Genomic DNA, 18,603 nt, shown 5'->3' with positions numbered 1-18,603 from the left:
AGCCGGGCCTGGGCGTGGAGCTGGACATGGCCGAGGTCGAGAAGGCCCACCGCCTGTACCTGCAGCACGGCCTGGGTGCGCGCGACGACGGCGTGGCGATGCAGTACCTGATCCCGAACTGGAAGTTCGACAACAAGCGGCCCTGCATGGTGCGCTGACGACCCGCCGCGGCCTGCGCCGCGGCCCGCCCATTCCAACAACAGGAGACCTCCGTGAACACAGTACCCCGACGCTGGCGCCTGCTGCCTGCCGGCATCACCGCCATCGCCGCCACCCTCGTCGCCTGCGGTGGCAGCGACGACAAGGGCGTGGACCGCAGTGCCTTCCGTGCGGCCGGCATGGTCTACGCCGCGCCGCAAGTCGCCACCGATGCCGCCGGCAACCAGACCGTCAGCGTGGCCGTGCTCGCCAAGGACGGCATGAAGACGTTGAGCACCACGGCGGTTTCCGCGGCGGCGGCCACGGCGATCAGCACCAAGCTCGTGCCCGGCAACCTGGTCGACTGGCTGCCGGCCGCGCAGGCCAACCAGGTCACCGTGGCAACGGACGCCGCCCAGACCTTCAACGTGGTGCTGTCCAAGGGCACTTCCGCTGCCGCGCAGTTCGACCTCGCCAAGTACGGCCCGGAAGTCAGCCGCAACAAGGACATCCCCGGCCCCATGGTCGCGGCGGGCTGGGTCTACGCCAAGTCGGGCAACAGCATCACCGTGGGCGACGGGCGCGTCGTGACGGCCGACATGGCCGGTCGGCCCTACGCCACGCCGATCAAGCGTTACGAGGAGACCTACACCCTCGCGCCGGACGTGAAGGTCTTCAACGTCGACACCAGCGACTACGGCAAGAGCGCAGCCTCCACGGTGGCTGCCATCCCGGTCACGGCCGACTACGCCTACAGCACCACGTCGCGCCAGGCCGCCTACCTGCTGTTCGACACCAACCACACCGAACTGGACAAGGCCAAGGTGGTGGCGATCTGGTACTTCACGCCCCAATCCACTAGCGACGGCAAGCCGGTCTGGGACGTGCCCTCGCAGAGCCCGCTGCTGGCCGACAAGGGCACGGACCCGGTCTCGGGCCAGGCCTACATGGCCATCAACGCCACGGGCGTCACGCAAGCGCCCTACACGCGCAGCACCGAGCCCTTCGAGATGGTCAAGGACACGATGTACTACGTGGGCGACAACGAAGTCGCCTCCTACATCCTGCGCGCCGACATGGGCACGCCTAACGACAAGTCGGACGACAAGCTCATCAAGATCGACGCGGGCTGGCCCAACAGCGGCTACCAGTACTGGAAGAACATGGAGCTGCTGGGCCTGGACCCGCGCGGCGTGACCGACATCTGGCTCACGCACGGCCACAGCGACCACTACGGCACCGTCGTCGAACAGCTGCGCATGATGGACAACGCGGGCAAGCCCATCAAGCTCTGGGCCTCGCGCGAGGACGTGACCGGGATCACGCAGGACCAGCGCGGCAACACCTGGAACATCGCTGGCGCGCTGCCGGCCTCGGAGACCGAGATCCGCGCGCGCACCACCGACTACTACCAGTACGACCAGTGGTACGACTACGGCAACGTGCAGATCATGGTGATCTGGTCGCCGGGCCACACGCCCGGCACCACCAACATGCTGTTCCGCGTGAAGAACCCGAGCGACGGCAAGTTCGTCACCTTCGGCTACCACGGCGGCTATGGCGTGAACGGGCTGACCACGCCGACCGCCGCCAACGGCTTCCTGCGCCTGTCGTTCCAGGCCGGCTTCAGCTACCTGCAGCAAAGCCTGGACGTGGACTTCGTCTCGCCGCAGCACACCAACCAGTTCCCCATCGTCGAGGTCTACCAGGCGCTCAAGGCCTACAACCGCGATCCGGCGAACGCCGGCAAGCAGCTGAGCATGCTGGACGCGATGCGCTCCAAGGTGTTCGACTCGCCGGCCATCAACGGCAGCAACATCACGAGCGAGTTCGCCAACCAGCTTGAGAAGCGCCGTTCGGTGATCTCCTACGCGGCCAGCGACGCGGCCAACAGCGCGTACAAGAGCATCGAGACCTCGGGGCCGTACAAGCCCGGACGCGAGGCGGGGGCCACGGTGACCGCCACGCTGCTGGACGGCGGCAAGATCGTGCAGGGCTTCGTCGGTCCGCAGAACAAGAACCCGGCGATTCCGCTGCTGGCCAACGGCATCGTGACGGCCACCGACCAGTACGTGAACGACCCCACAGGCTTCTACGTGCAGGTCGCGGTGCAGGTCAACGACGGCTACCAGGGCTACCTGCCGAACAACTTCGTGCAGTTCAGCCCCGGCGTGAACCAGACCATCACCTACCGCGGAGGGCCGGTGGAATCCGTGCACGCCAAGCCCGGTGAGGTGCTGCGCACCAGGCGCCTGAACTCGCTGGCCGAGGCCCAGGCCATCCTGGCGACGATCGCGCAGGGCCGCCAGGTCACCATGGGCCTGACGCCCGCCAGCGAGATCGTGGTGCCGGCCGATGTGACGCAGACCTTCCGCTGATGCGCATGCGGCAGGCCCTGCTCGCCGCCTGCATGGCGCTGGCCGGCGCCACCCAGGCCCAGCCTGCGCCCTCGGCGCCAGCGCTGGACGCCCAGGCCGTTTACGCCCGGGCCCGCCATTTCGCCGGCCTGACTGGCCAGGTGGTCGACCTGGCGCAGGCCCATGCCCATCTGCGCCAGGCCGCGGCGTTCGGCCACCTGCAGGCCCAGGTCGATCTGGCCTATCTGTACCTGGACGGCAACGCCCAGGTACCCAAGGACCCGGCCGCCGCGTTCCACTGGTTCCACCAGGCCGCGACCAAAGGCGCCGTACCAGCCCAGTGCATGCTGGGCGATTTCTACCTGAACGGCTGGGGCGGCGCCCGCAAGGACGCGGCCGAGGCCGTGCGCTGGTACCGGCGCAGCGCGGCCGCGAGCGACCCCTGTGCCTCGCGCGCGCAGTACGCGCTGTACCGGGCCCATGCCGAAGGCACCGGCGTGCGCCGCGACATGCGTGTCGCCATCGACTGGCTGCAGCAGGCGGCCGAGGCTGGCAACCCGCGCGCCCAGCGCGCGCTGGGCCGGGCCTACGACCGCGGCGAAGGCGTGGCGCGCGATCCGGCGCTGGCCCGCGTGTGGCTGCGCAAGTCGCGCGAGGGCGTGGCCCCGCACGACGACCACGAGCACGACATGCCCAGCTTCGCGGGCCCGCTGCTGTTCAAGAAGCTGGCGCCGTTCGCGCCGCCGGCGAAGGAGCCCTCGCCATGAACCTGTTGCGCCGCCGCGCCTGCGCGGCCCTGGCCTGCGCCATGCTGGCGCCGGCCTTCGCCAGGGAAGCCGTTTTCCGCACCATCGCCTGGGACGACCTGCTGCCCAGGGACTGGGACCCCTGGGCCGATTTCCACGGCGCCGGCGCGGATCTGCGCCGCCTGCCCGACGACGACCCGCGTGCGGCCGCCGCGCTGCAGCGCCTGCGCAAGGTCTGGGACGAGGCGCCGCTGGTCGCCGCGCTGGACGGCGCCGCGGTCCGCATCCCGGGCTACGTGGTGCCGCTGGAGACCACCGCACAGGGCCTGCGCGAGTTGCTGCTGGTGCCGCATTTCGGCGCCTGCATCCACACGCCGCCGCCACCTGCCAACCAGATCGTCCACGTGCGGCTGGCCCAGCCCCACAAGTCGCTGAGCACCATGGACACGGTCTGGATCAGCGGCCGGCTGCAACTGGCGCGCGCCACCACCGTGCACGGTGTCAGCGGCTACGCGCTGGCGGGGCAGCGCGTGGAGCGCTACGCCGCGCCTGCGCGCTGACCTCCTTCAGACAGCGACGGCCCCTGGGCCTGCGCCGTGCTCAGCGATGGCTCGGCGTGCCGAGCCGCCGCAAGCTGCGCTGCACCAGCCAGGCCAGTGTGACCGTTCCCACCAGGTAGACCCAGCCGGCCAGGTTCGGCGTCTGGCCCGATGGCTGGCCCATGGCATCGCGGATCTGCAGGTAGGCCCAACCCGTGAGCGGATAGTTGTCCGAGAGCAGGGCCAGCACCATGACCACCATGGCCAGCCAGTCGTCCTTGCGCTGGCTGCGTGCCTCGCGCAGGCGTTCGGGGGTGCGCGCCTGTGCGGCGCGGATCTGGATGGGTGCGGACAGCAACACCTTCGCCGCGGCGACGCACCAGAACAGCAGGGCCGCCGCGCTCATTTCGGGGACGGCGCCTTCGGTTCGCCGCGCTGGCGCTTGGCGGACAGCGTGACCAGCACCCAGCCCAGCAGCAAGGGCAGCACGATGGCCAGCATGGCCAACGCGAACGGCAGCAGTTCATTCGCCATGGCCGGTGGCCGAGGTGTTGCGCTTGCCGCCGCGGTGCGCCAGAACGGCGCGTGTGCAGCGCAGGAAGCCGACGAAGCACAGGCCGACGATCAGGACGAAGACGAGGTCTTGCAGGAGTTGGGGCATGCGTCTCGGCACCCGGAAACCAAGGTGCAGAAATCATCCTCCGGGCCTGCCGGCGGCGCCGTCAATTCGGCATCAAATCTTCATGCCCGGAGCGGCGCGCGCCGGCCCCGTCGGCAGATTTGACGGAGATTTGACGCGCGCGCCCGTTTCGCGAATGGAGACTTTACGGGGCCCCGTCGAATACTGGCGGCCGGCACTGTTGCCATTCGATCGCGAACAAGAACATGCGCTCCAAGCACCTGGTCTCCATGCAGGGGACCGCCGCACCGTGCGGTGCACAGATGGCCGCGCCGCTGCCCTTGACGGCAGCGGTCCGACGGGCGGGCACGGCAGCCCGCACCCGACGGCCCGGTCCTCATGTTCCCCATGCCCTCAAAGGCCTGCACCATGGTTGAAACCCTGCTTCTCTTCGCCGCGGCCATCGCGCTGGCCTGGCCGCTGGGCCACTACCTGGCCGCCGTGCTGCGCGGCGCGCCCATGCGTTCGGACCCGCTGTTCGCGTGGATCGAACGGCCCATCTACGCCCTGCTCGGCACGCGCCCGCAGATGGGCATGGGCTGGCGTGGCTACGCCACCGCCTTCCTGCTCAGCAACGGGGTGCTGCTGCTCCTCGTCTGGGCCATCTTCATGACCCAGGCCTGGCTGCCGCTCAATCCCAACGACGCGCCCAACATGACCTGGGACCTGGCGCTGCACACCACCGTCTCGTTCCTGACCAACACCAACCAGCAGCACTACGCGGGCCAGGCCCAGCTGTCCTACCTGGCGCAGATGACCGGCATCGTCGGCCTGCAGGTGGTCACGCCGGTGATGGCGCTCGGTGTGGTCGCCGCCACGCTGCGCGGCCTGTTCGGTGGCCGCCAGGCCATGGCAGGCCAGGCCGGCGCCACGCCCTCCAGCGGCGATGCCGACACGGTCGACGTGGGCAACTACTGGGCCGACGTCGTGCGCGGCTGCGTGCGCGTGATGCTGCCGTTGGCGCTGGTGCTGTCGGCGCTGCTGACCGCGCAAGGCGTGCCCGCCACGCTGCAGGGCGGCCCCACCGCCACGCCGGTGGAGGCCTCGGCGGAGTTCAAGGAACAGAAGATCCCGCTCGGCCCGGTCGCGCCCATGGTGGCCATCAAGCAACTGGGCAGCAACGGCGGCGGCTGGTACGGCCCCAACAGCGCCGTGCCGCTGGAGAACCCGACGCCGCTGTCGAACTTCCTGGAGACGCTGGCCATCCTGCTGGTGCCCGTGTCCGTGGTCTTCATGATCGGCCCGTTCACCGGCCGCCGCAGGTTCGGCGCCATGGTGTTCGGCACCATGCTGCTCATGTCCGCCGCCTCCACCAGCCTGGCGCTGTGGTCCGAGGGCCATTCGGGCACGGCGAGCGACCTGGCCCTCATGGAAGGCAAGGAAGTGCGCCTGGGCGCCGATGCCTCGGCCCTGTGGGCCACGGTCACGACCCAGGTGAACAACGGCTCGGTCAATGCGATGCTGGACTCCACCGCGCCGCTGACCGGCATGGTCTCCATGGTCAACATGCTCATCAACGGCATCTGGGGCGGCATCGGCTGCGGCCTGCAGCAATTCCTGGTCTACCTGCTGCTGGCGGTGTTCCTGGCCGGCCTCATGACGGGCCGAACGCCCGAGCTGTTCGGCCGCAAGATCGAAGGGCCGGAGGTCAAGCTGCTGGCCGTCATCGTGCTGCTGCAGCCCATCGTTCTGCTGGGCCTGACCGCCACGGCGCTGGCCGTGCCCGGCCTGGCCGGCAACTCCAACCCGGGCTTCCACGCCATCAGCCAGGTGTTCTACGAGTACACCTCGGCCTTCGCCAACAACGGTTCTGGCTTCGAAGGCCTGGGCGACGCCACGCCATGGTGGAACCTGTCCTGCGTGCTCGCGCTGGCGCTGGGCCGCTTCCCCGGTCTGGTGCTGCCGCTGGCCATCGCCGCCATGCTGGCCGCCAAGCGCCGCGCGCCCGAAGGCGCGGGCTCGCTGCAGATCGAAACGCCGACCTTCGTGCTCACGCTGATCGGCATCGTCATCATCCTCACGCTGTTGCAGTTCATGCCGGTGCTGGTGCTGGGCCCCGTGGCCGACCACCTGCAGCTGAACGCACTGCTGGCCCGTTAAGGACTGCACCATGTCCAACACACCATCCGGTTCCGCCGCTGCCGGCTTCGACTTCAAGCCGGCCATCGTCGACTCCTTCGTCAAGCTCGCGCCCCAGCACGTGGTCAAGAACCCCGTGATGGCGGTGGTCTGGCTCGGCACCGTGCTGACGCTGGTCGCCACGCTCGCGGGCTGGACCACGGCCGGCTTCGGCTGGGCCGTGACGCTGATCCTGTTCGCCACCGTGCTGTTCGCCAACTTCGCCGAAGCCGTGGCCGAAGCGCGCGGCCGCGGCCAGGCTGCCTCGCTGCGCAGCGCACGCAAGGACCTTGTGGCGCGCCGACTGCAGGACGGCAAGGAGAGCACCGTGCCGGCCGCCGCGCTGCGTCCGGGCGACATGGTCGTCGTCGAGGAAGGCCAGCTGATCCCGGCCGACGGCGAGATCGTGGAAGGCCTGGCCACCATCAACGAGGCCGCCGTCACGGGCGAATCCGCGCCCGTGCTGCGCGAAGCCGGCACCGACCGCTCCGGCGTGATCGGCGGCACCAAGGTGCTGTCCGACCGCATCATCGTGCGCGTCACGGCCGAGCCCGGCCACAGCTTCCTGGACCGCATGATCGCGCTGGTCGAAGGCTCCAACCGGCAGAAGACGCCCAACGAGGTCGCACTCGGCATCCTGCTGGTCGTGATGACCGTCACCTTCCTGGCCGTGGTCGTCAGCCTGCCCTTCATCGCCGGCTTCGTCGACGTGCAGGTCAACGTGGTGCTGCTGGTGGCCCTGCTGGTCTGCCTGATCCCCACGACCATCGGTGGGCTGCTGCCGGCCATCGGCATCGCCGGCATGAACCGCGCGCTCAAGGCCAACGTGCTGGCCAAGTCCGGCAAGGCCGTGGAGGTGGCCGGCGATGTGGACGTGCTGCTGCTGGACAAGACCGGCACCATCACCTACGGCGACCGCCAGGCCACGGCCTTCCACCCGATGGCCGGTGTCGACGCCGCGCAGCTGCGCGAGGCCGCGCTGCTGAGCTCGCTGGCCGACCCCACGCCCGAGGGCAAGTCCGTCGTGAAGCTCGCGCGCGAGAAGGGCGAGAAGCTCGCGGATCCCGAAGGTGCGCACTTCATGCCGTTCACCGCCCAGACCCGCATGTCGGGCGTGGACCTGCCTGGCGGCCGCCAGATCCGCAAGGGCGCGCTGGATGCGATTGCCAAGCATGTCAAGGCGCAGGACGGCCGCGTGCCGGCCGAGCTGCAGGCCCGCGTGGACGATGTGGCGCGCAAGGGCGCCACGCCGCTGGTGGTCAGCGACGGCCGCCATGTGCTGGGCGTGATCGAGCTGTCCGACTTGATCAAGCGCGGCATTAAGGAACGCTTCGCACGCCTGCGCGAGATGGGCGTGAAGACCGTGATGATCACGGGCGACAACAAGCTCACGGCCGCCAGCATCGCCGCCGATGCCGGGGTGGACGACTACATCGCCGAAGCCACGCCCGAGGACAAGCTCGCGCGCATCCGCGCCGAGCAGGCCGGTGGCCGCCTGGTGGCCATGGTGGGCGACGGCACCAACGATGCGCCGGCCCTGGCCCAGGCCGACGTGGGCCTGGCCATGAACTCGGGCACGCAGGCCGCCAAGGAGGCCGGCAACATGGTCGACCTGGATTCCGACCCCGCCAAGCTGCTGGCCGTGGTGGAGATCGGCAAGCAGCAGCTCATCACACGCGGCGCGCTGACCACCTTCTCGCTGGCCAACGACGTGTCCAAGTACTTCGCCATCCTGCCGGCGCTGTTCGCGGCCGCCATCCCGCAGATGGCCGTGCTCAACGTGATGCAGCTGCACAGCCCGAACAGCGCCGTGCTGTCGGCGCTGGTCTTCAACGCCATCATCATCCCGGCGCTGATTCCGCTGGCGCTGCGCGGCGTGCGCTTCAAGCCGGCCAGCGCCACCGCGCTGCTGCGCAACAACATGCTGGTCTACGGCCTGGGCGGCGTGCTGCTGCCCTTCGTGGGCATCAAGCTGATCGACCTGATCCTGGCCACGTTCTTCACCCTCTGAGGTTCACCATGGGCACTGCCATGAACTCCCTGTCGCACAAGACCGGTGCCACCACCGCGGCCACCGCTCCCGCAGAGGCCAACCGGGGCGCCCTGCGCGGCGCGATCGGCCTGGCCATCGTCACGCTGGCCGGCTTCGGTTTCCTCTATTCCCTGGCCGGCGTGGGCGTGGGCCAGGCGGTGGCGCCGACCGGCGCCAACGGCAGCCTGATCGAGCGCAACGGCCAGATCGTCGGCTCCACGCTGGTGGCCCAGCCCTTCGTGGGCGAGGGCTACTTCCAGCCGCGCCCGTCCGCGGCCAGTTACGACCTCATGGCCCTGTCGGGCAGCAACCAGGCCCGCACCAACCCCGAGATGCGCCAGCGCATCGAGGCGGCGCGTGCCGCCGTGGCCCAGCGCGAAGGCGTGGCACCCGAGGCCGTGCCCAGCGATCTGGTCACGCAGTCGGGCGGCGGCATCGACCCGCACATCAGCCCCGCGGCCGCGGCCATCCAGGTCGCGCGCGTGGCGCGCGTGCGCGGGCTGGCGCCCGACGCCGTGCGGCAGCTGGTGGCCCGGCACACGCAGGGCAGGCAGTTCGGCGTGCTGGGCGCGCCGCGCGTGAACGTGCTGGAACTCAACCTCGCGCTGGACGCATCGACACGCGGCTGAGGGGGCGGACCGCGCCAGAATCCAGGCCCATGTCCGCTGCCAACACCGAACAAGCCGATGCCCTGATGGGCGCACTGCGCCGCCAGGCGGCCGGGCGGCTCACGGTGTTTCTGGGTGCGGCGCCCGGCGTGGGCAAGACCTACGCCATGCTGTCGCGCGCGCGCGAGCTGCACCGCCAGGGCATCGACGTGGTGATCGGCATCGTCGAGACCCATGGCCGCGCCGAGACGCTGGCCCTCGTCGAGGGCCTGCCCCAGCTCGCGCGCAAGCGCGTGGAGTACCAGGGCCGCCAGCTCGAAGAGATGGACCTGGACGGCCTGCTGGCGCGCAAGCCCGCCATCGCGCTGGTGGACGAGCTGGCCCACCGCAATGCGCCTGGCAGCCGCCACGAACGCCGCTGGCAGGACGTGGAGGAGCTGCTGGACGCCGGCATCGACGTCTACACCACGGTCAACATCCAGCACCTGGAGAGCCTGAACGACGTGGTGCACCAGATCACGGGCATCCGCGTCAGCGAGACCGTGCCCGATGCGGTGTTCGAGCGCCTGCGCGACATCCGCCTGGTCGACCTGCCGGCCCGCGAGCTCATCGAACGCCTGAACCAGGGCAAGGTCTACCTGCCCGAGCAGGCGGCCCAGGCGCTGCAGGCCTTTTTCTCGCCCTCCAACCTCACGGCGCTGCGCGAGCTGGCGATGCAGACCGTGTCCGAGCATGTGGACGCCGACCTGCGCGAGACGCGCACCGCGCGCGGGCTCGGCAGCATCGCGCTGCAGCGCCACGTGCTGATCGCCATCGACGGCCAGGGCCAGTCCGAATACCTGGTGCGCGCGGGCTCGCGCATCGCCGAGCGCCGCGGCGCGCCCTGGACCGTGGTGACGGTGGACACCGGCGACTCGGCCGACGCCACCGTGCACGGCGCCGACCTGGCCGGCGAGGCCACACCGCGCCACGCCACCGCGCGCGCCGAGCAGCAGCGCCAGATGGAGCTGGACAAGGCCTTCGCGCTGGCGCGCAACCTGGGCGGCGAGACCGAGGTGCTGCACAACACCGACGTGGTGCAGGCCCTGCTGGACGCCGCGGCCGCCCGCGGTGCCCGGGCCATCGTGATCGGCCGCACGCGCGAGCGGCCGGTGGCGCGCATCTTCAACCGCACGCTCACGCAGCAGCTGCTGCAGCGCGGCGCGCGCTACGAACTGACCATCGTGAGCACACCGCGCGCACGCCAGCGCGGGCGCCGCTTCCAGGACCTGGCTGGCGAGCGGCTGGCCCCGCGCGAGCCCGCGCTGATCCTCACCGCCACGCTGGTGTCCGTCGCCGTGGCGGCACTGGCCGAACGCTTTCTCGGCCTGCAGGAGCTCTCGCCCGTGTTCCTGGTGGCGGTGATGCTGGTGGCCTCGCGCACGCGCATGGTGGCCGCCGTCATCACGGCCGTGCTGTGCTTCGGCGCCTTCGATTTCTTCTTCATCGAACCGCGCCTGACCTTCGTCATCAGCGCGCCGCGCGGCGTGGCCACGGTGCTGCTGTTCCTGGCGGCTGCACTGATCGCCGGCCGGCTGGCCTCGCGGCTGCGCATGCAGGTGACCGCGCTGCGCGCGGCCAACACGCACGCCACGGCCATGCAGAAGCTGGCGCGCCAGCTGTCCAAGGCGGCGGACCTGGGCCAGGTGATCGCGGCCAGCGCCGCGGTGCTGGAGTCCACGCTGCATGCCGAAGTCTGGATGCGCATCGGCGATGCCAGCGGACCCGAAGCCGCGCACCGCGCGCTCACCGAGAAGGACGACGGCGCCGCCGCCTGGACCCAGCGCCAGGGCCAGCCCAGCGGCCGCTACACCGACACGCTGTCCGAGTCCAGCTGGTGGTTCCTGCCGCTGCAGGACGGCGCGCAGACGCTGGGCGTGGTGGCGCTGCGCTTTCCCCCAGCCATGGCGCGGCTCTCGTTCGAGCAGCGGCGCCTGGCCGAGAGCATGACCGAAGACATCGCCCAGGCCGCCTCGCGCACGCGGCTGGTGGCCGAGCTGGAAGCCGCGCGCGTGTCTGGCGAGACCGAGCGGCTGCGCTCGGCCCTGCTGTCCTCGGTCTCGCACGACCTGCGCTCGCCGCTGGCCTCGATGATCGGCTCGGCCGACAGCCTGGCCCAGTTCGGCAAGGACATGGGCGAGGCAGACCGCGCCGAGCTGCTGGACACCATCCGCGTGGAGGGTCAGCGGCTGGACCGCTACATCCAGAACCTGCTGGACATGACGCGGCTGGGCCAGCAGGGCCTGACGCTGGCGCGCGACTGGATCGGCGTGGACGAGCTGATCGGCTCGGCCGCGCGCCGGCTGCAGCGCTACCTGCCCGACACGCGGGTGCAGACGCAGCTTGCGCCCGACCTGGGCCCGCTGCACGTGCATCCCGCGCTGATCGAGCAGGCGCTGTTCAACGTGATGGAGAACGCCGCCAAGTTCTCGCCGCCCGGCCAGGCCATCCGCGTTCTGGCCCGGCGGCTGGACGACGGCATGCTGGGCATCGATACCATCGACCAGGGGCCCGGCATCCCCGAGGACGAGCGGCGCCGCATCTTCGACATGTTCTACAGCGTGGAGCGTGGCGACCGCGGCAAGCACGGCACGGGTCTGGGCCTGACCATCGTGCAGGGCATCGTCGGCGCCCACATGGGACGCGTCGAGGCGCTGCCGGGGCCGGATGGCGTGGGCACCACCATCCGCATCGCGCTGCCACTGGATTGAGCCATGACCCTTTCCGCTGAAGTCACACCGCCGCCGCGCGTGCTGGTGATCGACGACGAACCGCAGATCCGCAAGTTCGTCGACATCAGCCTGCGCTCGCAGGGCTACGCCACGCTGCTGGCCGAGACCGGCCAGCAGGGCCTGAGCCTGCTGGCGAGCAAGGGCGCCGACATCGTGGTGCTGGACCTGGGCCTGCCCGACCTCGACGGCCGGGAGGTGCTGCAGGAGCTGCGCCAGTGGTCACGCGTTCCGGTCATCGTGCTGACGGTGCGCTCGGGCGAGGAAGAGAAGGTGGCCTTGCTGGATGCCGGCGCCAACGACTACGTGACCAAGCCCTTCGGCATCGGTGAACTCATGGCGCGGCTGCGCGCACTGCTGCGCAACGCGGTGCCGGCCGACCCGGTGGCGCCCACCTACGACGACGGCACGCTGCGCATCGACCTCGCGCGGCGCGAGGTGCACCTGCACGGTGAGCCCGTGGCGCTCACGCGCAAGGAGTTCGCGCTGCTGTCCATCCTGGCCAGCCACCCCGACCGGCTCATCACGCAGCCGCAGCTGCTGCGCGAGATGTGGGGTCCCACGCACACCGAGGATGCGCATTACCTGCGCGTGCTGGTGGCCAAGCTGCGCCAGAAGCTGGGCGACGCGGCCGCCGCACCGCGCTACATCATCACGGAGCCGGGCGTGGGCCTGAAGTTCGTGACGGAGCGCGCCGCCGGTTGAGACGGCGCGGCGTTGACGCATTCTTTGCGCACCGCTGCCGCGATTTGACAGCGGCTTGACGGGCAGGTCGCGACACTGGATGCCTCTCGACTTTGCGCTGAAGACCCATGGCTTATGCCGCGTACAAGGAGTTCACCCCGGCTGCGACCGCGCCGCGCCGGCCGGTGTTCCAGGTGCTCGATGTCACCGTGCCGCTGGCCGATGCGCACGCCGTGCGCCGCGCCGTGCTGGCCTGCGACGGCGTGGACATCCTGCGCTGCGAGCCGCTGCCGCGTTCGGCTGCCACCTGCGCCAGTGCGGCACCGCGGGCCCGCCTGACCCTGCACCTGGACGGCTGCAGTTTCGAGGCCGTCGCGCACTGCGTGCTGGCCTGTACGTCCGATGGCGAGTTCGGCCGCCTTGCCAGCTGGCGCGAGCACCTGCGCCATCTGGGCTTGCCCAGCGGGTCCTAGGTTCAATCGGCGACGAAGCCCGTCGCCTTGACGATGCGCGCCCAGCGCGCCGATTCCGCGCTCATCTGTTGCAGGAAGGCTTCGCCGCACAGCGGGGCCGCCGGTGCCAGGCCCGAGGTGGCCATGCGCTGGCGGAAGTCCGCCGAAGCCAGCACCTTCTGGTGCGCGGCCGTCAGCCGCTGCACGATGGGCGCGGGCAGGCCCTTGGGGGCCGACAGGCCGAACCAGACCGTGGTCTGCAGCTGCGGCAGGCCGATCTCGGCGACCGTGGGCACGTCGGGCAGTTCGGCCGAGCGCTGGCCCGCCGTGGTGGCATACGCCACGAGCTTGCCGGCCTTGATCTGCGGGCCGGCCGTGGCGGTCTGCACGAAGCCCAGCGGCGCGGTGCCGCCCACCATGTCGGTGATCTGGTTCGGGCTGCTGCGGTAGGGCACGTGGGTCATTTCGACCTTGAGCGCCTCGGCCAGCTGGTAGCCCAGGAAATGGGCGGGCGAGCCCGGCGCGAAGGAGGAGTAGGTCGGCGGCGTCTTCTGCGCCTTGATCCACTGCGCGAGTTGGGCGAAGTTGCGTGGGCCCAGGCCGGGGTGGCTGGCCAGCACCAGGCCGGCCTCCACGCCCTGGCAGATGGGCGTGAAGTCCGCGGGCACGTAGCGCGCCCGTGGGTTGGCGTTGGGCGTGATGGTCATCATGCCGGCCGTGCTGACCAGGAGCGTGTAGCCGTCGGCCGGCGTGCGCGTCATCGCCTGGGCCGCCACCATGCCGCCCACGGCCGGCGAGTTCTCCACCACCACGGGCTGGCCCAGTTCCTTGAACAGCAGGTCCGCGAGCGCGCGCGCGTAAGCGTCGGGCGGGCCGCCGGGCGTGGAGGGCGTGATGAGCTTGATCGGGCGCTCGGGCCAGGTCTGGGCCTGCGCCGGCAGGGTTGCAAGAGCGAGGAGCGCGGCGGCGCACAGCGCGCGGCGGGGGATGGTCATGTCTGTCTCCGGATGGTGGAAAGGAAAGCGGTCAGCGCTGCGGCATGTCCTTGACCGAATAGCCCAGGCTCACGGCTGCGTCGTCGGGAATGGCGGGCACCGTGGCCTCCCAGGCCAGCCAGTCGGCGCGCAGGCGTTCGAGCAGCTCCGGGTGCTTGTGCGCGAGGTTGGCGCGCTCGCGCGCGTCCTGCCGCACGTCGAAGAGGTACTCGTGGTCGTCGACCTTGAGGTACTTCCAGTCGCCGCGGCGCAGCGCGCGCTGGTGGCGGTGGCGCATGCGCCAGTACAGCGGGCGCTCGAAGGTCTGGCTGGGGTCGCGCAGCACGGCGGCCAGCGAGACGCCGTCGATGGGCACCTCGGGATGCGGCCGGCCGCCGCCCAGCTCCAGCAGCGTGGCCGACCAGTCCATGCTCATGCAGTGCTGCGCGCTCGTCGTGCCGGCCGGGATGGCGGCCGGCCAGTGCGCGATCCAGGGCACGCGGATGCCGCCTTCGGTCAGGTCCATCTTGCCGCCCACGAGTGGCCAGTTGTCGGAGAAACGCTCGCCGCCGTTGTCGCTCGTGAAGACGATCAGCGTGTTCTCCAGCAGGCCTTCTCCGCGCAGCGCGGCGACCAGATCGCCGATGCCCTCGTCCATGTGGTGGACCATGCGGCGGTAGGTCTCCACGTCGCCGCCGTCCAGGTGGAACAGGTTGCCGGCCACTTCGGCCGCCAGGTGGGCGTCGTCGCGCGTCTCCCAGGGCCAGTGCGGCGCCGTGTAGTGCAGGCTCAGGAAGAAGGGCCGGCCAGCGCGGGCGGCGGCGGCGCCCGCGTGCACGTGGTCCACGGCGCGGCGCGACAGCAGGTCGGTCAGGTAACCCACGTCGTGGCGCTCGGATTCGTTCTCGTAGAGGTCGTGGTCGCCCTGGCCCGAGCAGTGGCTGAAGTAGTCCACGCCGCCGGCCATGATGCCGTAGAAGTCGTCGTAGCCCGAACGCTGCGGACCGAAGGCCGGCGGGTAGCCCAGGTGCCACTTGCCGATCAGCGCGGTGGCGTAGCCGGCCTCGCGCAACAGCGAGGGCAGGGTCGGCATGGAAGGCGGCAGGCCCAGCGTGGGACTGCCCTTGCTGCGGCTGTTGATGGGCTCCTCCATGCCGCCGCGCAGCCGGTACTGGTAGCGCATGGTCATGAGCGCGAAGCGCGTGGGCGAGCAGACCGGCGAATTGCTGTAGCCCTCGGTGAAGCGCAGGCCGCCCGCGGCCAGCGCGTCGATGTGCGGCGACACGGGACCGAAGCCGGCCGGCCGGCCGCCGTAGCAGCCCAGGTCGGCATAGCCGAGGTCGTCGGCGACGATGAAGATGAGGTTGGGTTTCATGCGGAGGGCGACTGTAGGTCGGTGCAGGCCATCCGTAAAATTGAAAATTGCAACCCAAACAGAAGTTTTTTTATGGACCCGCGCCACCTCGTGCAGCTCGCCACGATCCTCGAAAAGGGCTCCATCACCCAGGCCAGCCGGCACCTGCACCTGACCCAGCCCACGCTCACGCACAACATGCAGACGCTGGAGATGCAAGCCGGCGGCGCGCTGTTCGAGCGCAGCCGCTACGGCGTGCGCAGCACGCCGCTCGGGGAGATGCTGGCGCGCGAGGGTCGGGCCATCATGCGGCGGCTCAAGGACGCGGCCGAGGTCACGGCGCGGCACCGCAGCGGCATCCGCAAGCAGGTGCGCATCGGCGCCGGGCCGCTGGTGGGCGCAGCGGCGGCGGGGGAGCTGGTGCGCGTGCTGTTGGAGCGCTTTCCCGACCTCGCGCTGTCGGTACAGAGCGACCGGCCGCATCTGCTGCTGGAGCAGCTCATCGACGGCCACCACGAGTTCGTGGTCGCGCCCGCCTGGCTGGAGCGCCCGCCGCCCGGCATCGAGCGCCGGCTGCTCGTCGCGGACGCGCTGGGCGTGTTCTGCGCGCGCACGCATGCATTGGCGCAGCGTGGCGGCGCGCTCGACGCGCAGCGCTGGATCAGCCTGGGCTCGGCCTCGCCCTTCGACCAGGAGGTGCGCGAGATGCTGGCCGCCGCCGGCGTGCAGGCCATGCGCGTGGATGTCACGGTGCTGGGCGAGGCCTTCGTCCTGCTCGACACGCTGGCCCAGGGCCGGCACCTCGCGGTGCTGCCGCGCTTTCCGCTGCGCCGGCTGGCCGAGCGCTTCGGCCTCGTGGAACTGACGCTGCCGGCACCTCCGCGGCCGCGGCCGATCTACCTCTGGTGCCGCGCGACCACGCTGGAGGATACGGGCATGGGATCCGTGGCGGAGGTCTTGCAGCAGACCATGGCGGCGCTGGCCGCCTGAGCGTCAGGCCGCCAGCGCGGCCTCCAGCGCATCGATGAACATGGCCGGCACGTCGAAGCCGGTCTGCTCGCTGATCTCCTGGAAGCAGGTCGGGCTGGTCACGTTGACCTCGGTGAGGCAGTCGCCGATCGCGTCCAGCCCCACCAGCAGCAGGCCGCGCGCGGCCAGCACCGGGCCCAAAGCCTCGGCGATCTCGCGGTCGCGTTCGGTCAGCGGTTGGGCCACGCCCTTGCCGCCGGCCGCGAGGTTGCCGCGCACCTCGCTGCCCTGCGGGATGCGCGCGAGCGAGAAGGGCACGGGCTTGCCGCCGATCACGAGGATGCGCTTGTCGCCTTGCACGATCTCGGGCACGAAGCGCTGCACCATGATGGTTTCGGCGCCGTCCTTGTTGAGCGTCTCGACGATGGAGCCCAGGTTCAGCCCGTCGGCCTTGACGCGGAAGATGCCCATGCCGCCCATGCCGTCCAGCGGCTTCAGGATGATGTCCTGGTGCTCGGCATGGAAGGCGCGCACCTCGGCAGCGCTGCGCGTGACCAGCGTGGGGCTCGTGAACTGCGCGAACTCCATGATGGCCAGCTTCTCGGGGTGGTCGCGCAGCGCGGCCGGCTTGTTGAAGACCCTGGCGCCTTCGCGCTCGGCCTGCTCCAGCAGGTGCGTGGCGTAGAAGAACTCGCTGTCGAAGGGTGGGTCCTTGCGCATGAGCACGGCGTCGAATTCGGCGAGCGCGCGCAGCGGCGTGGAGTCGATGCGGTACCAGGCGTCGGGCTGGCCGGTCAGCGTCAACTCGTTGACGAGGGCCTGCACCTGGCCGCCCGTGCGCCAGCCGATGTGGCGCGGCTCGCAGGACCAGATGCGGTGGCCGCGGCGCTGGGCCTCGCGCATCATCGAAAACGTGGTGTCCTTGTAGATCTTGAAGCTGTCCAGCGGGTCGGCGACGAAGAGGAGGTTCATGAGGGGATCTTTCGGGAAGCGCCGTACTGTTGCACAAACAGCGCGAGCGCGCCGGCCACCACCCCCCAAAAGGCCGAGCCGATGCCGGCGATGGCCACGCCCGACAGCGTGACCAGGAAGGTGATGAGTGCCGGCTCGCGGTGGCGTTCGTCGGCGAGTGCGGTGGCCAGGCCGTTGGCGATGGTGCCCAGCAGCGCCAGGCCCGCGATGGCCGCCACGAGCTCGCTGGGGAAGGCCGTGAGCAGCCCCGTGACCGTGGCGCCGAAGATGCCGATCAGCACGTAGATCAGCCCGCAGCTCACGGCCGCGGTGTAGCGCTTGTCGGGGTCCTCGTGCGCCTCGCGGCCCATGCAGATCGCGGCCGTGATGGCCGAGAGGTTCAGCGCGAACGCGCCGAACGGCGCCAGCACCAGCGTGGCGATGCCGGTGATGCTGAGCAGTCTGGAGATCGGCATGCGCCCATAGCCGGCCGCGCGGATCGCGGCCACGCCGGGCAGGTTCTGCGAGGCCATGGTCACGACGAACAGCGGCACCGCCAGGCTCACGGCCGCCTGCCAGCTGAACCGGGGCATCGTGAACTGCGGCACCGCCAGGCCCACGTGCACGCCGGCCCAGGCCAGTTCGCCGCGCAGACCGCAGTAGGCGATGGCGGCCAGCAGGGTCAGCGGCACGGCGTAGCGCGGCAGCAGGCGCCGGCCCAGCAGGTAGACCAGCAGCATCAGCAGCACCAAGCCCAGCGCGGTCCTGGCGGCGATGAAGGCATCGAGCCCGAAGCGCGCCAGCACGCCGGCCAAGAGGGCCGAGGCGATGGCCACGGGAATGCGGTTCATGACGCGCTCGAACCAGCCCGTCGTGCCGGCCACCGTGATGGCCAATGCGCTGAGCATGAAGGCGCCCACGGCCTCGTCCATGCCATAGCCTGCGCCCGCCACGGCCAGCACCGCCGCGCCCGGCGTGCTCCAGGCCACCATGACCGGCATGCGCCAGCGCAGCGAGGGCAGCGCGGTGCACAGGCCCATGCCCAGGCCCAGCGCCCACATCCAGGAACTGATGAGTTCGGGCGTGGCACCGAAGGCCAGGGCGGCCTGGAACACGATGGCCACGGAGCTCGTGAAGCCGACCAGCACGGCCACGAAGCCGGCCGTGAAGGCCGGCAGGCTCAGGTCTTTGAGGAAACGCATAGGCGGCGGATTGTGCCCATGCCGGATTTTTT

17 protein-coding genes and 1 pseudogene are annotated in these 18,603 nt (G+C 70.6%); 11 read left to right on the top strand and 7 right to left on the bottom strand.

Annotation, left to right across the window (positions count from 1 at the left end; translation table 11 throughout):
- The 4 genes and pseudogenes from gudD to IE209_RS26500 all read left to right on the top strand — a co-directional run.
- Positions 1 to 158 (top strand): annotated as a pseudogene (gene gudD, locus IE209_RS26515) (glucarate dehydratase); the annotation flags it as partial.
- A 54-nt stretch (positions 159 to 212) separates the two neighbouring features.
- Positions 213 to 2,516 (top strand): MBL fold metallo-hydrolase, encoded by a 2,304-nt coding sequence (locus tag IE209_RS26510; protein WP_189689881.1) that lies wholly within the window; start codon positions 213 to 215, stop codon positions 2,514 to 2,516.
- Between the two features lie 5 nt (positions 2,517 to 2,521).
- Complete coding sequence (locus tag IE209_RS26505; protein WP_189689880.1) at positions 2,522 to 3,262, top strand: tetratricopeptide repeat protein; 741 nt, start codon at positions 2,522 to 2,524, stop codon at positions 3,260 to 3,262.
- The gene (locus IE209_RS26500) at positions 3,259 to 3,801 is read left to right on the top strand and encodes a DUF3299 domain-containing protein (RefSeq protein ID WP_189689879.1); all 543 of its coding nucleotides are present in this window, start codon (positions 3,259 to 3,261) and stop codon (positions 3,799 to 3,801) included. Before IE209_RS26505 ends, IE209_RS26500 begins: the two co-directional genes overlap by 4 nt.
- A 40-nt stretch (positions 3,802 to 3,841) precedes the next feature.
- Here the strand turns inward: IE209_RS26500 and IE209_RS26495 are convergent, their stop codons facing one another.
- The 3 genes from IE209_RS26495 to IE209_RS26490 are packed head-to-tail and all read right to left on the bottom strand — an operon-like array spanning position 3,842 to position 4,441.
- On the bottom strand, positions 3,842 to 4,186 hold the full coding sequence (locus IE209_RS26495; protein WP_189689878.1) for a hypothetical protein: 345 nt from the start codon (positions 4,184 to 4,186) through the stop codon (positions 3,842 to 3,844).
- Positions 4,183 to 4,314 carry a hypothetical protein gene (locus tag IE209_RS34240; RefSeq protein WP_268245975.1) on the bottom strand — a complete coding sequence of 44 codons (132 nt, stop codon included), beginning with the start codon at positions 4,312 to 4,314 and terminating at the stop codon, positions 4,183 to 4,185. The genes IE209_RS26495 and IE209_RS34240 overlap by 4 nt, the downstream gene beginning before the upstream one ends.
- A complete protein-coding gene (locus tag IE209_RS26490; RefSeq protein ID WP_189689877.1) occupies positions 4,304 to 4,441 on the bottom strand; it encodes a hypothetical protein in 138 nt (45 codons plus the stop codon). The genes IE209_RS34240 and IE209_RS26490 overlap by 11 nt, the downstream gene beginning before the upstream one ends.
- Before the next feature lie 387 nt (positions 4,442 to 4,828).
- On the opposite strand from IE209_RS26490, the gene kdpA reads away from it, so the two are divergent.
- From kdpA to IE209_RS26460, 6 genes are all read left to right on the top strand, one after another.
- Positions 4,829 to 6,559, top strand: coding sequence for a potassium-transporting ATPase subunit KdpA (kdpA, locus tag IE209_RS26485; protein ID WP_189689876.1), 1,731 nt, complete (start codon positions 4,829 to 4,831; stop codon positions 6,557 to 6,559).
- 10 nt (positions 6,560 to 6,569) lie between these two features.
- Complete coding sequence (gene kdpB / locus IE209_RS26480) at positions 6,570 to 8,588, top strand: potassium-transporting ATPase subunit KdpB (protein ID WP_189689875.1); 2,019 nt, start codon at positions 6,570 to 6,572, stop codon at positions 8,586 to 8,588.
- An 8-nt stretch (positions 8,589 to 8,596) separates the two neighbouring features.
- The gene (gene kdpC / locus IE209_RS26475) at positions 8,597 to 9,238 is read left to right on the top strand and encodes a potassium-transporting ATPase subunit KdpC (protein WP_189689874.1); all 642 of its coding nucleotides are present in this window, start codon (positions 8,597 to 8,599) and stop codon (positions 9,236 to 9,238) included.
- A gap of 29 nt (positions 9,239 to 9,267) precedes the next feature.
- Complete coding sequence (locus IE209_RS26470) at positions 9,268 to 11,967, top strand: ATP-binding protein (RefSeq protein WP_189689873.1); 2,700 nt, start codon at positions 9,268 to 9,270, stop codon at positions 11,965 to 11,967.
- A gap of 3 nt (positions 11,968 to 11,970) precedes the next feature.
- On the top strand, positions 11,971 to 12,690 hold the full coding sequence (locus tag IE209_RS26465) for a response regulator (RefSeq protein ID WP_189689872.1): 720 nt from the start codon (positions 11,971 to 11,973) through the stop codon (positions 12,688 to 12,690).
- A 107-nt stretch (positions 12,691 to 12,797) separates the two neighbouring features.
- Entirely contained in the window at positions 12,798 to 13,142 is a 345-nt protein-coding gene (locus IE209_RS26460; protein ID WP_189689871.1) for a hypothetical protein, read from the top strand.
- A gap of 2 nt (positions 13,143 to 13,144) precedes the next feature.
- On the opposite strand, the gene IE209_RS26455 is transcribed toward IE209_RS26460, so the two are convergent.
- Both IE209_RS26455 and IE209_RS26450 read right to left on the bottom strand, forming a co-directional pair.
- On the bottom strand, positions 13,145 to 14,116 hold the full coding sequence (locus IE209_RS26455; RefSeq protein ID WP_189689870.1) for a tripartite tricarboxylate transporter substrate binding protein: 972 nt from the start codon (positions 14,114 to 14,116) through the stop codon (positions 13,145 to 13,147).
- Positions 14,117 to 14,147: 31 nt separating this feature from the next.
- A complete protein-coding gene (locus tag IE209_RS26450) occupies positions 14,148 to 15,470 on the bottom strand; it encodes a sulfatase family protein (protein ID WP_189689869.1) in 1,323 nt (440 codons plus the stop codon).
- Between the two features lie 72 nt (positions 15,471 to 15,542).
- On the opposite strand from IE209_RS26450, the gene IE209_RS26445 reads away from it, so the two are divergent.
- On the top strand, positions 15,543 to 16,439 hold the full coding sequence (locus IE209_RS26445) for a LysR family transcriptional regulator (RefSeq protein WP_189689868.1): 897 nt from the start codon (positions 15,543 to 15,545) through the stop codon (positions 16,437 to 16,439).
- A gap of 3 nt (positions 16,440 to 16,442) precedes the next feature.
- On the opposite strand, the gene gshB is transcribed toward IE209_RS26445, so the two are convergent.
- Positions 16,443 to 17,390: a glutathione synthase gene (gene gshB, locus IE209_RS26440; protein WP_189689867.1), complete on the bottom strand. Its 948-nt coding sequence runs from the start codon at positions 17,388 to 17,390 to the stop codon at positions 16,443 to 16,445.
- Positions 17,387 to 18,571, bottom strand: coding sequence for a benzoate/H(+) symporter BenE family transporter (locus tag IE209_RS26435; RefSeq protein ID WP_189689866.1), 1,185 nt, complete (start codon positions 18,569 to 18,571; stop codon positions 17,387 to 17,389). The genes gshB and IE209_RS26435 overlap by 4 nt, the downstream gene beginning before the upstream one ends.
- Between the last annotated feature and the right edge of the window lie 32 nt (positions 18,572 to 18,603).

This window comes from Pseudorhodoferax aquiterrae, from assembly GCF_014652235.1.
Lineage (GTDB): Bacteria > Pseudomonadota > Gammaproteobacteria > Burkholderiales > Burkholderiaceae_C > Pseudorhodoferax > Pseudorhodoferax aquiterrae.
This window is presented reverse-complemented; position numbering and strand designations above follow the sequence as displayed.

Coding starts and splice junctions, on each gene's coding strand:
- IE209_RS26505 (WP_189689880.1), top strand. CDS start 2,522: ATGCGGCAGGCCCTGCTCGCCGCCTGCATGGCGCTGGCCGGCGCCACC.
- IE209_RS26500 (WP_189689879.1), top strand. CDS start 3,259: ATGAACCTGTTGCGCCGCCGCGCCTGCGCGGCCCTGGCCTGCGCCATG.
- IE209_RS26495 (WP_189689878.1), bottom strand. CDS start 4,186: ATGAGCGCGGCGGCCCTGCTGTTCTGGTGCGTCGCCGCGGCGAAGGTG.
- IE209_RS34240 (WP_268245975.1), bottom strand. CDS start 4,314: ATGGCGAATGAACTGCTGCCGTTCGCGTTGGCCATGCTGGCCATCGTG.
- IE209_RS26490 (WP_189689877.1), bottom strand. CDS start 4,441: ATGCCCCAACTCCTGCAAGACCTCGTCTTCGTCCTGATCGTCGGCCTG.
- kdpA (WP_189689876.1), top strand. CDS start 4,829: ATGGTTGAAACCCTGCTTCTCTTCGCCGCGGCCATCGCGCTGGCCTGG.
- kdpB (WP_189689875.1), top strand. CDS start 6,570: ATGTCCAACACACCATCCGGTTCCGCCGCTGCCGGCTTCGACTTCAAG.
- kdpC (WP_189689874.1), top strand. CDS start 8,597: ATGGGCACTGCCATGAACTCCCTGTCGCACAAGACCGGTGCCACCACC.
- IE209_RS26470 (WP_189689873.1), top strand. CDS start 9,268: ATGTCCGCTGCCAACACCGAACAAGCCGATGCCCTGATGGGCGCACTG.
- IE209_RS26465 (WP_189689872.1), top strand. CDS start 11,971: ATGACCCTTTCCGCTGAAGTCACACCGCCGCCGCGCGTGCTGGTGATC.
- IE209_RS26460 (WP_189689871.1), top strand. CDS start 12,798: ATGGCTTATGCCGCGTACAAGGAGTTCACCCCGGCTGCGACCGCGCCG.
- IE209_RS26455 (WP_189689870.1), bottom strand. CDS start 14,116: ATGACCATCCCCCGCCGCGCGCTGTGCGCCGCCGCGCTCCTCGCTCTT.
- IE209_RS26450 (WP_189689869.1), bottom strand. CDS start 15,470: ATGAAACCCAACCTCATCTTCATCGTCGCCGACGACCTCGGCTATGCC.
- IE209_RS26445 (WP_189689868.1), top strand. CDS start 15,543: ATGGACCCGCGCCACCTCGTGCAGCTCGCCACGATCCTCGAAAAGGGC.
- gshB (WP_189689867.1), bottom strand. CDS start 17,390: ATGAACCTCCTCTTCGTCGCCGACCCGCTGGACAGCTTCAAGATCTAC.
- IE209_RS26435 (WP_189689866.1), bottom strand. CDS start 18,571: ATGCGTTTCCTCAAAGACCTGAGCCTGCCGGCCTTCACGGCCGGCTTC.